The organism is Bacteroides caecimuris, assembly GCF_001688725.2.
GTDB lineage: Bacteria > Bacteroidota > Bacteroidia > Bacteroidales > Bacteroidaceae > Bacteroides > Bacteroides caecimuris.
In genome coordinates, this window is record NZ_CP015401.2 from 761,282 (window position 1) to 776,238 (window position 14,957).

Annotated in this window: 12 protein-coding genes and 1 pseudogene; 2 read left to right on the forward strand and 11 right to left on the reverse strand. The window is 41.9% G+C overall.

Annotation, left to right across the window (positions count from 1 at the left end):
* Positions 1 to 354 precede the first annotated feature (354 nt).
* Positions 355 to 2,019 (reverse strand): DUF4270 domain-containing protein, encoded by a 1,665-nt coding sequence (locus A4V03_RS02870; RefSeq protein ID WP_065540260.1) that lies wholly within the window; start codon positions 2,017 to 2,019, stop codon positions 355 to 357.
* A 20-nt stretch (positions 2,020 to 2,039) separates the two neighbouring features.
* Positions 2,040 to 2,876 (reverse strand): glycogen/starch synthase, encoded by an 837-nt coding sequence (locus A4V03_RS02875; RefSeq protein WP_065537883.1) that lies wholly within the window; start codon positions 2,874 to 2,876, stop codon positions 2,040 to 2,042.
* Positions 2,877 to 3,018: 142 nt separating this feature from the next.
* Between A4V03_RS02875 and panC the strand changes: the two genes are divergently transcribed.
* Together panC and panD are read left to right on the forward strand one after the other, a co-directional pair.
* On the forward strand, positions 3,019 to 3,864 hold the full coding sequence (gene panC, locus A4V03_RS02880; protein ID WP_065537884.1) for a pantoate--beta-alanine ligase: 846 nt from the start codon (positions 3,019 to 3,021) through the stop codon (positions 3,862 to 3,864).
* A gap of 18 nt (positions 3,865 to 3,882) precedes the next feature.
* Positions 3,883 to 4,236, forward strand: coding sequence for an aspartate 1-decarboxylase (gene panD / locus A4V03_RS02885; protein WP_025074321.1), 354 nt, complete (start codon positions 3,883 to 3,885; stop codon positions 4,234 to 4,236).
* Positions 4,237 to 4,438: 202 nt separating this feature from the next.
* Here panD and A4V03_RS02890 read toward each other — a convergent pair whose 3' ends face one another.
* The 9 genes and pseudogenes from A4V03_RS02890 to A4V03_RS02925 form a co-directional block, all read right to left on the reverse strand.
* Positions 4,439 to 6,739 (reverse strand): bifunctional dihydroorotate dehydrogenase B NAD binding subunit/NADPH-dependent glutamate synthase, encoded by a 2,301-nt coding sequence (locus tag A4V03_RS02890; protein ID WP_065537885.1) that lies wholly within the window; start codon positions 6,737 to 6,739, stop codon positions 4,439 to 4,441.
* A 158-nt stretch (positions 6,740 to 6,897) separates the two neighbouring features.
* Positions 6,898 to 8,172: a serine--tRNA ligase gene (serS, locus tag A4V03_RS02895; RefSeq protein ID WP_065537886.1), complete on the reverse strand. Its 1,275-nt coding sequence runs from the start codon at positions 8,170 to 8,172 to the stop codon at positions 6,898 to 6,900.
* Positions 8,173 to 8,319: 147 nt separating this feature from the next.
* Positions 8,320 to 8,583 (reverse strand): 50S ribosomal protein L27, encoded by a 264-nt coding sequence (gene rpmA / locus A4V03_RS02900; RefSeq protein WP_065537887.1) that lies wholly within the window; start codon positions 8,581 to 8,583, stop codon positions 8,320 to 8,322.
* Positions 8,584 to 8,604: 21 nt separating this feature from the next.
* Entirely contained in the window at positions 8,605 to 8,922 is a 318-nt protein-coding gene (rplU, locus tag A4V03_RS02905) for a 50S ribosomal protein L21 (protein WP_044657262.1), read from the reverse strand.
* A 196-nt stretch (positions 8,923 to 9,118) separates the two neighbouring features.
* A pseudogene (locus A4V03_RS21245) lies at positions 9,119 to 9,190 on the reverse strand (HAD family hydrolase); the annotation flags it as partial.
* 5 nt (positions 9,191 to 9,195) lie between these two features.
* Positions 9,196 to 9,726, reverse strand: a complete 531-nt coding sequence (locus A4V03_RS02910) for a C40 family peptidase (RefSeq protein WP_065537888.1) — start codon at positions 9,724 to 9,726, stop codon at positions 9,196 to 9,198.
* Positions 9,727 to 9,793: 67 nt separating this feature from the next.
* Positions 9,794 to 10,501 (reverse strand): ABC transporter ATP-binding protein, encoded by a 708-nt coding sequence (locus A4V03_RS02915; RefSeq protein ID WP_065537889.1) that lies wholly within the window; start codon positions 10,499 to 10,501, stop codon positions 9,794 to 9,796.
* 38 nt (positions 10,502 to 10,539) lie between these two features.
* On the reverse strand, positions 10,540 to 12,033 hold the full coding sequence (locus tag A4V03_RS02920; protein ID WP_065537890.1) for a DUF5687 family protein: 1,494 nt from the start codon (positions 12,031 to 12,033) through the stop codon (positions 10,540 to 10,542).
* Positions 12,034 to 12,055: 22 nt separating this feature from the next.
* The gene (locus A4V03_RS02925) at positions 12,056 to 14,893 is read right to left on the reverse strand and encodes a M16 family metallopeptidase (protein ID WP_065537891.1); all 2,838 of its coding nucleotides are present in this window, start codon (positions 14,891 to 14,893) and stop codon (positions 12,056 to 12,058) included.
* Positions 14,894 to 14,957: the final 64 nt, after the last annotated feature.

The following is a 14,957-nucleotide window of genomic DNA, read 5'->3' on the forward strand; positions in this document are numbered from 1 at the left end:
TATTATATGAAACCGTGAGTGAGATAAAATCACACTCGCGGTTTTTTTGATATTTGCGCAAGTATTATAGAGAGTCCTATTTAGGGAGTTGTTTCTCCATATCTAGGAAAAAGGAATATTTATTGAATATCTCAGATTATTATACTACACTGTTTCACAACTTGATTAGTGGATGATTATGATTTCGGACTGACCTATGATTTCGTCTCATTTCTGTTTAATTCGAGCGATGAGGCTGTCTAAAAAGTCGGTTTTATCCTAATTCTCCTCCTTCCTGAAGGAGGGGAGTTAGAGTTACTAACGACTTTTTAGACAGCCTCTTTGAGTTTAGGACTTAACTTTTATATTTAGTCTTTAGTTGCCGCTTTTGGTAAAACTGGTATAAACAACTTCTAAATTCAGTGTTCCGCCAAGTTCTCCTCCTTTTAATTTTACATATCCAGGTCTCAAATCATGTTGAATACCAATGATATTGTTGGAGGTACCATAGTAATTATCGCTGCTAGAAGAGTCGTAAGTTACCAGAACCGGAATTAATACTACCTTATTCCATTCTGTATCGTTTTCCCATATAGTGATATCCTTAGTTGATTTAACCTCATCAATTCCAGTTTCTGTATTATACACTGTATATTCAACCTCCCCTTTTTCCTTTATATCTTTATCGGCAGCTTTTTTGTCATTGATACATGCGTTGATAAGTCTGGTTATATTACTGAAAGTGTATTGGTTGGTGCTGGTAGAATGAGAAGTGCGGAAAGAAGAAACTTCATCAATCAACAGATTTTTTGCAAAGAATCTGTCTTTATCTTTTTTCCGTATCAGCATTACATCAGATGGTGCAGACATTCCAAAATTACTACTACTATTTGATTGATTGTAATTGGAGAATGTCAATTTTACTGCATTGAGTGTATCTCCTGATAATTCTTTATTAATTTGGGTGATAGGAAGAGTTGCTTCTGTGAAAATTCCGGCAGGAGTTTTCAAGTATGTACAAGTCTTATCATTCTTAATTAGTTCCTTAATTTTTTCATCATTATTGAGTTGATTAGCTTGAATAACTTCACGTGTAGAGTTAAAGACACGATAAGCATAATAGGTAGAATCTTTTCCATCGTGTGTCGTAAGTGGCGTTCCTTTTATGCTATCAACAGCATAACACTTATACACAACATTCATTTGAACCTGATTGACATATAATACTGTTCCGTCTCCAAAATCGCTCTTTACATATAATCCCTTGAAGGCTTTAAAAAATTCTTTATTATCAAATTTAGCACCTTTTTCTTGTGCTTCTCTGAATTTTCTTAATATGTTTCCTCCTACTCTTGCTGCGATAGGCTTCTCAAAAGTAAGATGTACACTTGGAACATAGGAGTCTAAGTTACGAATAGAGTCTTTAACAGAAAGATCAACGGCTGTATATGCTTTACTTCCTAAAATGCCGTTCTTTTCATAAAACTCATCGGGTTTTATGTCTGTATAATAATAATCTTTCTTGTCCGCCTTTTCCAATTCTTTGTTTAATTCATAAACACTTAGACGGCAAGCAGTCAATGAATCTCCAAAGTAGTTATCATACCATAAATAAAGTTCGACAGTGTGGATATTGCCTATAACTTCGCTGCTTTCATCATTGGGGTCCTTATGAATTAACGCGATATCATCAGATGCTTTGTCCACCATTGTATTGGTAATCTTCTTATTATTATCGAAAGCAGTATTGTTATACTTTCCAGGAAAAGTCAATCCTTCCGGACAATTCAGCGTAGATAGGAATCCTGCCTGATAAGTACCGAATTGATCATCTGTGAATTTACCGACATATCCGATATTTGTTTTAGCATAAATTCTTCCGGCAGCCACAGAGATTGTTGTTACGGGATATGTTTTTAATTGTCCGTTGATATCCCGGTCGCTTCCCGGAAACATTCCCAATCCCAGTCCGGCAGTGTTGTCATCACAGCCCCAAAAGGCGATTGCCAGTAAAGCTATTAAGGCGTATTTTGCTTTCATGATCGTCGTATCTTGATTTTTTATTCTTCTTTTTCGTTTGCAGTAGCATCCCATACCTGATCGTAGAACTCGTTGCAGGCATCTGCATAGTTTTCCGGGTTCTGGTAGTCAAGTACCAATTTGCCAGATTGGCGGGCGTATTCAATAATAGACTCGTCTACTTTTTCGCTGTTTTGTATGACTCCGTCCGAATAATCAACGGCGAGTTTGCAAAGAGCAGCGTAATCTACGGGTTCTTTCAAATCACCTAAATCTTTTTTGGAGATACCTTTCAGCATCAATTTGGTTGCGAAATCATCGCTAAGTGTACTCTTGAAATCATCTTCATAAACAGAGAATACCACTTTGGCATCGCGGAAAGAAGGTTCGTCTTTATAGGCTTTCTTAATATAAAGAGGAGCTAAAGCTGTCATCCAGCCATGGCAATGAATAACATCAGGACACCAGCGAAGTTTTTTCACTGTTTCCAATACACCACGTGCGTAGAAAATAGCACGACTGTCATTATCCTCATATTCTATACCATTTTCATCCGCTGTCTGCATGCGATTCTGGAAATAATCATCATTGTCGATGAAATACACCTGCATGCGTGCAGATTGGATAGAAGCAACTTTTATAATCAAGGGGTGGTCAGTATCGTCAATGATCAGGTTCATACCGGAGAGGCGGATCACTTCGTGCAGCTGGTTTCTGCGTTCGTTGATGTTTCCCCATTTGGGCATAAAGGTTCTGATTTCACGGCCTTTTTCTTGTATCGCCTGTGGAAGGTTTCTACCTATATTGGCCATTTCGGATTCTGAAACGTAAGGTGTAATCTCTTGAGTAATAAATAAAACTTTATTCGCCTTTGTCATAATAACAATAGTTCACTATAATATTCTGCAAAGATACGAAAAAAAAGACACATTAAATAAGATATTCTTTCTTTATGTGGCAAATATTAGTTTATTTTGCAGAGTTTTTGCAAACGAGTAAAACATAAACCAATTGACGAAAATGAAAGTAGTGCACACTATCAAGGACTTACAGGCAGAATTGACTGTCTTGAGAGCCCAAGGTAAAAAGGTGGGACTGGTTCCTACAATGGGTGCTTTACATGCGGGACATGCATCTCTGGTAAAGCGCAGCGTAAGTGAGAATGGTGTAACTGTTGTGAGTGTTTTTGTGAATCCCACACAGTTTAACGATAAAAATGACTTAGAGAAGTATCCGCGTACATTAGATGCAGATTGCCGTTTGTTGGAAGAATGCGGAGCGGATTTCGCTTTTGCTCCTTCGGTAAGCGAAATGTATCCGGAACCGGACACTCGTCAATTTAGCTATGCACCATTAGATACGGTGATGGAAGGTGCTTTCCGTCCGGGACATTTTAACGGTGTTTGCCAGATTGTCAGCAAACTGTTTGATGCCGTACTGCCGGACCGCGCATATTTCGGGGAGAAGGATTTTCAGCAGTTAGCAATTATTCGTGAGATGGTTCGACAATTGAAATATAACCTTGAAATTGTGGGTTGTTCAATTGTGCGTGAGGAAGATGGGCTGGCATTGAGTAGCCGTAATACACGTTTATCGGCAGAAGAACGTGAAAATGCTTTAAATATTTCTCAGACCTTATTTAAAAGTCGTAACTTTGCAGCCACTCACACAGTGAGCGAGACGCAAAAGATGGTGGAAGATGCAATTGAAGCTGCTCCGGGTTTGCGCATGGAGTATTTTGAGATTGTAGACGGAAACACATTGCAGAAAATTAGTAATTGGGAAGATACTTCCTATGCCGTTGGATGCATCACAGTATTCTGTGGAGAAGTCCGGCTGATTGATAATATTAAATATAAAGAATAATTAAAAAGACGAAACCTTATGATGATTGAAGTGTTGAAGTCGAAAATTCATTGTGCACGTGTCACGGAGGCAAATCTGAACTACATGGGTAGTATCACGATTGATGAAGACCTGCTGGATGCTGCAAACATGATTCCGGGAGAGAAAGTGTATATCGCTGATAATAACAATGGTGAACGCTTTGAAACCTATATTATCAAAGGTGAACGCGGTTCGGGTAAAATTTGCCTGAACGGTGCTGCTGCCCGCAAGGTGCAACCGGATGATATCGTTATAATCATGTCCTATGCATTGATGGATTTTGAGGAAGCCAAGTCGTTTAAACCGACTGTAATCTTCCCCGATCCTGCGACGAACAAAGTGGTAAAGTAGAAAGTATCTTTGATATTTGAAATAAGAAAAGCCCCGTTTACATTTTGTAGACGGGGCTTTTCTTATTTTAGTTGTGGGACGAGCAATATTCCGCCCATATGTGAGTTGGCTTTAGCCCACGTGTCGGTAAACTTCCGCCCACGTGTTAGAACAGGTTATCCCACGTTTTGGGGAAGTTTATCTCAGGGGCTAAAAACCGCAATTAGTTACCAGCGTTTGCCTTCAATTGTTCATTCATGGCGGCAGCGGCTTTACGGCCATCGCCCATTGCCAGAATAACAGTAGCTCCACCGCGAACGATATCGCCTCCTGCATAAATCATAGGGATGGAAGATTCCATGTTGTCATCTACAGTGATGGTTCCTTTTCGTCCTAGTTCCAGTCCTTTGATGGAGCTTGGAACAATTGGGTTAGGAGATACCCCGACGCTGACAATTGCCAGGTCGATATCAATTGTTTCTGTTGCTCCCGGGATGGCTACAGGACTACGACGTCCGGAAGCATCCGGTTCACCTAATTCCATCTTTTGCAAAACAACCTGTTTTACGCAACCTTGTTCATCAGCAATATATTCGATCGGATTATGTAGTGTTAGGAATTCAACTCCTTCTTCTTTAGCATGTTTTACTTCCTCGATACGTGCAGGCATTTCCTCTTCCGAACGGCGATAGATAATGATAGCGCGCTCTGCACCAAGACGTTTGGCGGTACGAACAGAGTCCATCGCTGTATTACCACCACCGATTACTGCTACGTTTTTACCGAAAGCTACTGGAGTGTCCGAATCTTCACTGGCAGCGTCCATCAGATTAACGCGAGTGAGGTATTCGTTGGACGACATGATGTTGATGGAATTCTCTCCCGGGATATTCATAAAGTTAGGCAGTCCGGCACCGGAAGCTACAAATATTCCTTTGAAACCTTCAGTTTTCAAATCCTCTACGCTGATTGTTTTTCCTACGATACAGTCTTTGATGAAGTTAACACCCATCTTGCTAAGGTTATCGATTTCTACGTCTACAATCTTGTTTGGCAAACGGAATTCTGGAATACCATATTTCAACACACCACCAATCTCATGCAATGCTTCGAATACAGTTACATCATACCCATATTTAGCCATATCTCCGGCAAATGCCAACCCGGCAGGTCCCGAACCGATCACAGCTATTTTGATGCCGTTCTTCTCTGCAATGACAGGTACGGAGATTTGCCCGCTTTCACGTTCGTAATCAGCTGCGAAACGTTCCAGATAACCGATAGCGACGGGCTTTTCATTCATTTTTAAATGAATACATTTTGATTCGCACTGTTTTTCCTGTGGACACACACGACCGCAAACCGCCGGAAGCGCACTTGTTTCTTTCAATGTTTTAGCAGCTTCAAGAAATTCTCCACGTTCGATATTCTTAATGAAGCGAGGAATATCAATACCTACCGGACAGCCTTCCGTACATCCCGGATTAGCACAATCGAGGCAGCGCTTAGCTTCTGTAACGGCCTGTTCTGCTGTTAATCCTTGATTTACTTCCTCTTTACGGCTGTGTGAACGATATTCAGCGTCAAGCTCGTTCATTTCTACACGGGGAATGGCTGTACGTTCTTTCGGTTTCATTGATTTGCGCAATTCCTGTCTCCAGGCTGCATTACGGCTTTTTTCGTCGATTTCTTTGGTTGCTTCACATTCCGGTTGCAGTTTATGCATTTCTTCGCGCTCGATATTTTTGAACGCGCCCATACGTTTCAGCATTTCATCAAAATTCACTTGGTGACCGTCGAATTCAGGACCGTCTACACAAACGAATTTAGTCTTTCCTCCTACAGTGATACGGCAAGCACCACACATACCTGTTCCATCCACCATGATGGTGTTCAATGAAACATCAGTCGGAATTTCATATTTCTTAGTCAGCAAGCAAACGAACTTCATCATGATGGCAGGACCGATAGCGAAACATTTGTCTATTTTCTCGCGTTTGATCACTTCTTCTACGCCTTCCGTCACCAAACCTTTACGACCGTAAGAGCCATCATCAGTCATGATAATTACTTCGTCAGAGCTTTCGCGCATTTCTTTTTCTAAAATAATCAGGTCTTTGTTGCGTCCGGCCAATACAGTGATAACACGGTTGCCGGCTGCTTTCAAAGCTTGTACGATAGGAAGCATCGGAGCTACGCCTACACCACCACCAGCGCAGACCACTGTTCCGAATTTCTCAATGTGGGTAGCTTGTCCGAGCGGGCCTACTACATCGGTGATGTAATCGCCTTCATTCAGTTCACAGAGACGGGTAGAAGAAAGCCCGACTTCTTGCACTACCAAAGTAATGGTACCTTTTTTGAGGTCAGAACCTGCGATAGTCAAAGGCATACGTTCTCCTTTTTCACCTACACGCACGATGACAAAGTGTCCTGCCTTACGGGATTTAGCAATTAAAGGAGCTTCAATTTCAAATTTGAATACTTTCTCGGAAAAGCGTTCCTTGCTAATGATTTTGTTCATTATCTAATTGATTTGTTGTTTTTATTACGTAACTGCTATCAGAATGATATAAATTTTGGCAAAGATACAGCTAATTTGCGAAATATAAAAGAAAAGCCACTCTTTTGGTGAGTGGCTTTCTGTATATGGCTACTTTTATTAGTCTGTCATGTCAAGTATTAGTCTATCATGTCAAAGCCGCAATACGGAACCAATGCTTTCGGAATTCTGATACCTTCCGGAGTCTGGTTGTTTTCGAGTAGGGCAGCAACGATGCGTGGTAGTGCTAATGCTGAACCGTTCAGCGTGTGGCAGAGTTCGGTTTTCTTTTCTGCATTACGGTAACGGCATTTTAGGCGGTTGGCTTGGTAAGTGTCAAAATTAGATACAGAACTTACTTCTAACCAACGTTTCTGTGCTTCTGAATATACTTCGAAGTCGAAGCAAAGAGCAGCAGTGAAACTCATATCTCCACCGCAAAGACGGAGAATGCGATAGGGGAGTTCCAGTTTTTGCAACAATCCTTCTACATGGTTCAACATTTCCTGGTGAGATTGTTTGGAATGTTCGGGCTTGTCGATGCGAACCAATTCTACTTTGGAGAACTCGTGCAGGCGATTCAGGCCACGTACATCTTTACCATAAGAACCTGCTTCGCGACGGAAACATTGTGTATACGCACAATTCATTATAGGTAATTGTTTCTCTTCCAGAATTACATCGCGGTAGATGTTAGTCACGGGAACTTCTGCTGTCGGGATCAGGTATAAATCATCTACTTCACAATGATACATCTGTCCTTCTTTGTCCGGAAGCTGTCCTGTGCCATAGCCGGAAGCGGCGTTGACTACTGTCGGCGGCATGATTTCGGTATATCCGGATTTGCGTGCTTCATCCAGGAAGAAGTTGATAAGAGCGCGTTGAAGTTGTGCTCCTTTACCTTTGTATACAGGGAAACCCGCACCTGTGATTTTTACACCCAAGTCGAAGTCTATTAAATCATATTTCTTTGCCAGTTCCCAGTGGGGGAGTGCATCTTTGGGAAGTTCGGTTTCCATACCTCCCATTTTTTCTACAACGTTATCTTCAGCACCTACGCCTTCGGGTACTTCGTCATAAGGAATGTTGGGGATGGTATAAAGTACATTCTGCATGTCCGTTGCAGCTTGTGTCATGGCAGCATCCAGTTCTTTGTTGCCTTCTTTCAGTTCGGCAACGCGGGCACGTGCAGTTTCAGCTTCCTCTTTTTTTCCTTCCTTCATCAGTTGGCCGATAGTGCGCGAAAGTGAGTTAACCTCTGCTAGGTTTTTATCTAATTCATTTTGTGTGCTACGTCTCTTGTTGTTAAGAGCGATCACTTGATCGATCGTTTCCTTTGCATTCTTGAAATGCTTCTTTTCCAGTCCGCGGAGTACCGCCTCTGTGTTCTCTGTAATTTGTTTAATGGTAAGCATATCTATACTTTTTATGAACTTTCGTTTAATGGATGCAAAGATAAAGAAAAAACGAACAACCAAGCAATGAAAACATACATAAAAAAGAAAGGAGATACAATCTTGTGGATTGCATCTCCTTGTCTTAAATATTTTCAGTCCGGATAATTATGCTTCAGTTGCAGGAACTACAGAAACATATCTTCTGTCTTCTCTACCAACTTTGAAACTAACTGTTCCGTCTACTAAAGCGAAAAGAGTGTGGTCTTTACCCATTCCGATGTTTTCACCCGGGTGGAATTCAGTACCTCTTTGACGAACGATGATGTTACCTGCTTTGCAAGCTTCGCCACCAAATATCTTAACGCCTAATCTCTTGCTCTGTGATTCGCGGCCGTTCTTAGAACTACCGACACCTTTCTTATGTGCCATTTCTTCTTACTTTTTAATTGATTAAGCTACTACTTCTGTAATTGTTAATTCAGTGAACTGTTGACGGTGACCGTTTAATTTTCTGTATCCTTTTCTTCTTTTCTTGTGAAAAACAAGAACTTTGTCGCCTTTAACCAAGTTTGAAACAACCTGGCAAACAACTTTAGCACCTTCTACGGTAGGAGCACCTACTGTAACGTTTCCGTCTTTGTCTACCAAAAGAACTTTTTCAAATTCTACTGTTGAACCGTTTTCTGCACCTTCGATGTGGTGAACGAACAACTTTTGACCAGCTTCTGCTTTAAACTGCTGACCGTTAATTTCTACAATTGCGTACATCTTATATATAATGTATAAGTTAGCTCCGGCGGGTGGTCTTTAATCACTTAAAGAGCTCTTCATCGAACCCGTTGCGGAATAATCGGGCACAAAATTACTATTTTATTCGTTCCCGACAAATATTTCTTTTATTTTTTTGCAAGAGATAAAATGATTGCAACAAATAAATGAGCATTTTAACTCTCATAGCAGCCTATTAGACCAACTCTCCCAAATTCTGCATAATGATTTTGTGTGGATAGCTACGGAGCTCTTTGGCTGTTGTCATTCTAATTAATGTATCCTGCCTCCGCTTATCCAGTGTTTGGTATAATAACTCTCGTTCAAGTTGCTGACGATCACTCCTTTACTGGTGCTGGAATGAATAAATTTTCCGTTTTTCAGATAAATACCCACATGAGCTACTTTCTTTTTTGAACGGCTACTGGTGAAGAATACCAAGTCTCCTTCCCGAAGGTTTCGCTTAGCGACCTTATTACTTTCTTTTTTCAAGTCCTCCGTATTGCGTGGCACTTGGGTGCGGTATACTTTTCGATACACTTGATAAACCAGTCCCGAACAATCTGTTCCTCGTTTAGAATCACCTCCACCACGATAAGGAGCCCCTATCCAGTCGGCTGCTTCGAGATAGAGCTTATGGTTATCTTCCAGATTGATATCTACACCTAATAAAATAGAAGCTCGTGCCAATGCTTGATAGTCGAGCCGGGGAGCGGAAGTGCGACAGGAACTAAATATAGCGGCCAGCCCAACTAATAGATAGATAAATCTTAATTTTGCCTTCATCAACTGTATTTCAATCATAAATTATCAACCCCATCAATCATAACTCATAATTCGTAACTCATCAATCATAACTCATAAAATCCCCTCACTCTTCTTCTACATTAAAATAATCTTCCAGCTCTTTTTCAGCGGAATTATCTTCGTTGATAATATCCCGGATGATAACCCCATGTTCCAGTAAAGCGATCCGTGGACATACATCTACGGTATGATTGAGGTTATGGCTGGATATGATAACCGTAGCCTGATGCTCCTCGTTGTATTTCCTAAGCAGATGTTTGATGATTGACTGGGAACTTGGATCGAGGAAATTGAACGGTTCATCCAAGATTAATAATTGCGGATAATGAAGCATAGCGGAGATAATTCCGATCTTTTGCTTGTTACCGGCAGAGTAGTTGCGAATTAATTTTTTATGTCCTATCACTTCTCCGTTCATAAAACGTTCGAAAGGGACAAGACGTTCGTCTACTTCTTCTTTCTTGAGTCCGTACATTTTCCCGATAAAATAGAAATATTCTTCCGGAGTGAGATAATCGATCAGGAAGCCATCATCAATGAAAGCACCGGTAATGCTTTTCCAGTCTTCACTTTGGCTGACATCAATATCATTTACAATCACTTTTCCATCGTCTGCCTTCAGTAGATCCAACATCAATCGGAAAAGAGTTGTTTTACCAGCACCGTTGTTACCCACCAATCCGAGCATGTCGCCTTGATTGATTTCGTAATGTTCTATGTCTACGGCAACCTTTTCACCGAAATTCTTTTTAAGTTTATCAATGGTAATCATGATCTTCCATGTTTATATAGTTAATGATTCATGAACGTCTATTGGCGGCTGTCTCTGAAGCCTTCCATATTTTCGTACCGCCGTTTCATGAAGCGATGATATACATTTTTAATCCATAAAGGAGAGGTCAGGGTAAATCCGATACCAATCACTAACAGGATTGTGTAAGTAATTGTTTCTCCCCAAAGTGCATTTAACAGGCTGTATAAGATAAGCGGTACGCCGAAAGCACCGAAATTGACCAGCATCTGTATGGCGCTATTGTTTTGTCGGCTTGTTACTTTTTCGTTCAGAGGTACTGTCTGTTTGTTGTAAACAGCCAGTTGGAAGAAGCAGAAATAGATAAAGCCAATGGTATAGAAAAACCAGGCAAAAGCACCCAGTAAGGTAAGTTTGTTCATGATGATAGCAGGGATCATCAATATGAAAGGTATAATCTCACCAATACTGTATGTGTAATATTTAGCTTTCAGCAAACTCATAATCGATTCTTTGCGAGACATCAGACCATCAATGTAGTTGCCCTCGAACGACATAATCTGTGAAAGGATAATCATTCCGAATACGGCAAAATTGTATACACAAATAAAAGAGGTCATGAGATTACCGTCATAGATACTGGAAAAGCTAAGTGCAGCAGAGAAAGCTACAATTACGATAGAAATATTGCGTAGTGCACCTTTGCAGCGGCGGTTGCGTAAGAGCATTTTCAGTTCCAGTCTCATGTATTCGCCGACTTCTCCGTAGCGTTCGAAGAATTTGTATTCGGAGACATGTTGTATTTGGGTATCATCTACTTTGGCTAGCTCTGCATAAATAAGCCCGGACATGATCTTGCGGTTAATCAGCCATAAAAGCATAATTACAAGTATGGTGCCGAGAAAATAGAAAATGTTTCCCTGTATATATCCGTCTCCCAGATCCATGAAGAAATAGAAGAGGGGGCTATCTTCGGGGATAAAAAGAAGGCAGCCTATTCCACCGTAGAAAGCGATAGGTAATAGAAGCCACCAAATACGTTCGTTGATAAGAGTGCGGCAAAGCAAATACCAGTAATTGTTGGCAATAATTAATAGTAAGATACCGATAAGATAGGTGATAACACCGGAGATACCGAAAAACTTGGTAATAGTGATGAAGGAAAAAGGGACAAACAGGAACAACCAGAACAGGTTGAACAGACTTAGTCCCGAGCGGATTAGTAAAAAGTCGATGACACGAATTCGTTTAACCGGCAACAGGAGGTAAGGTTTTACCTCCTGTGTCGGTGTTTTTTGTAACGGAACACGCAACAGGAAGTCCAGTGCCAGGATAAAGATCAGAACCACTGCGTTCATTACATGATATGGTTCCCGGTTGGGAACCATATCTGAAAATCCGAACGCGAACGTCGTACCGAAGAATATCAGGTAACCGGCCCAAAATGCGCCCATGACATAACCGAGTATTTTAGCGACTTTGTTCTTTTCATACATCGGATGCCGTTTGGCGGCGAGCCTTCCATGTTTACGTAGTTCGTTGAGTATCATCATTCTGTTGATATGCTAGAGAATATTATTTGCTTTCTTCCGGCATAGTCATAACGACTTGGATTTCGTTGTTCTGTTTCAGCAGCTTGGCAAGGAAATTCTGGACTTCTTTTGCTGTGATGCTGTTGACCAACTTTTCATAGTCTTTTGTATTGTCGATGCCGGTGTAGAAGAATTCGTCCAGATTATTGAGCCAGTAGCCGTTTTCTTTCTGAGCATCCTTGTACTTCTTCAACATATATTCCTTAATCTTCTGCATGTGTTCGGCAGACGGGCCTTCTTTAGCCATCTTGTTCAACTGTTCTACAACAACGGCAGACAGTTTTTCTGTTTTGGCAGGGTCGGTCTGGAATACAATCTGAAGAACTAGTTCCTCTTTCGGATATTTGCTAAGACTTCCGTTACAGTTCACGCCGTATGTACCGCCTTCTTTTTCACGGATTTCTGCTGTGTAAACCATATCCAAAGCCTGGTCGAGGAAGCTGAGCAGGATGTTGTTGCGCAAGTCATATTTGCAAGTGCCGCTGTAAAGGAACATGATGGTAGCCATCGGAGTTTCCTGTTTCTTGGCAAATTCATTCTTGTATTGTCCCTTGCGGATATCCATCTTGTTATCCTTGAAAGTCTCTTTGCGGTTGATAGACGGCAGAGCGCCCAAGTATTTGGCAATCATCGGTTTCATCTGTTCCAGATTTACGTTTCCTACCAGATAGAAGGTAAAGTCGCTTGCATCTTTGAAACGGTCTTTGTACATTTCAATGATACGGTCATAGTCGATTTGGTCTACCATGCTTTCTCTCATCTTGACAGCACGTGGGTGGTTGCCGTATAAAGCACGTGTCACTGTATCGCTGAACGCAGTCATCGGGTTGGCATCTGCATTTTGAAGTTGCGCTTTCAGGCGGTTCTTATAAGATTCGAATGCTTCATTGTCCTTACGCGGAGAAGTGAATGTCAGGTAAGTAAGTTGCATCATTGTCTCGAAATCTTTCGGAGAACAGCTACCGGAAATAGTTTCGGTAGCATTGCTGATGCCTGAACCTACTGACGCACGTTTGCCGGCAAGAGCCTTGCCCAAGTCTACTTTGCTGAAATTGCCGATTCCACCTACCAGGGCTACACCGTTCAACTGGGAGATATTGATGATTTCTTCGTTCGGGAATACGCTTGTACCACCGAAGCTTACACCTTTCATGATAATCTGGTCGGCTTTGAAATCTGTCGGCTTCACATATACCTTCACACCATTGGAAAGTACCAGTTTCGTACTGCCATAGACATCTCCTGCTTTTTCGGATACAATCTTTCCGCCTTTGATGTCTTCGGAGATAAGCGGTTCGTTAGAAACTTTGTCTTCATACGGTTTCAGGTCGGATGACTTCATCTCTCTCAGCAGGGCAGCGATTTCTTCCTTGCTGGGATATTTCACACCTTCTTTTTCGGGACCGGCAAGCAGGACCACTTGGTTGTTGTCGGTGATAAGCCGTTGCATAAACTTGTTGATTGCATCTACCGGAATGTTCGGTGCCATCTGATTGACAAGCATATATTCGAATTCGATGCCCGGAATCGGCTCTTTGTCAAGGAAGTTGTTCACGTATTCGTTAACGTATGCGCCGCTCTTTGTCTTTTCACGTTCGTTGTAAGCGGATTCTACGGCTTGCATATAGTTGGCGCGTGCACGTTCATATTCTGTAGCCGTGAATCCGAAGCGGCGTGCGCGTTCAGCTTCTTCCAGTACAGTCTTCATTGCCAGGTCGATACCGTCTATTTTGCTGCTTGCGCTTAGGCTGAATGCTTCTTTCGTTTTGGCAAGGAAGAATTCGCCGTATCCTGCTCCTGCGCTGGTGAAAGGCGGGTTGGCTGTCTGGGCAAGTTCATTCAAACGGTTGTTCAGCATATTCATAGCCATGCTGACCATGTAGTTCGTAGCGTAATAAGCGATGGTGTTTTTCAAAGAATCCGGGGTGGCATCTTGTTTGAAGAAGATGTTGACAGACGGATTCTTCACTTCCTTGTCGGTACCGATGTAGATAAGCGGTTCCTGATTGTCCGCTACCGGATAGTAGATACGTTCGGCAGGATTTACAGGAGCTTTCACGTCGGCGAAAACCTTTTTCAGTTTCGCTTCTATCTCGTCTACGTTGATGTCGCCGACGATGATAATTCCCTGTAAGTCTGTGCGGTACCATTTCGCGTAGTAGTCGCGGATATCCTGATAAGGGAAGTTGTTGATAACGTCGATGCTTCCGATAGGCATACAGTCAGCGTATTTGGAATCGGGGTACAGGGTGGGCTGCGCATCTGTCATGATACGGAGCATACCGCTGTTGCGGCTTCTCCATTCTTCACGGATGACGCCACGTTCTTTGTCGATTTCTTTGTCGGCAAGGTTGATGGCATTTGACCAGTCGTGAAGGATAAGCAGGCAGGAGTCTATGACATTGATGTTCTCTGTCGGCACGTTGCTGATATTATAGACAGTTTGTTCGACACCGGTATACGCATTCAGGTTCGTACCGAACTTGATACCTTTGGTTTCGCACCAGGGCACGATGCCCAGTCCGGTTTCATCACCTGGGAAGTGTTTGGTCCCGTTGAAAGCCATGTGCTCCAGGAAGTGAGCCAGACCGCGTTGCTGCGGTTCTTCGAGAATAGAACCTACTTTCTGGGCAATGTAGAATTCTGCACGCTTCTCAGGGAGTGCGTTGTGCCGAATGTAATAAGTAAGTCCGTTGTCCAACTTGCCGATACGGACATTCTTGTCCACAGGCAGTTGTTGCATGGGTTGTGCAAGTACGGGCTGAAAATTGCAGCATATGATAAGAACTGCAATGGATAATCCACGTAATAAATGTTTCATGTTCTATTTAATTTAAATAAATGTTTCTGAGTAATTTGTCGTTGTATTTAGCCGCAAATCACAA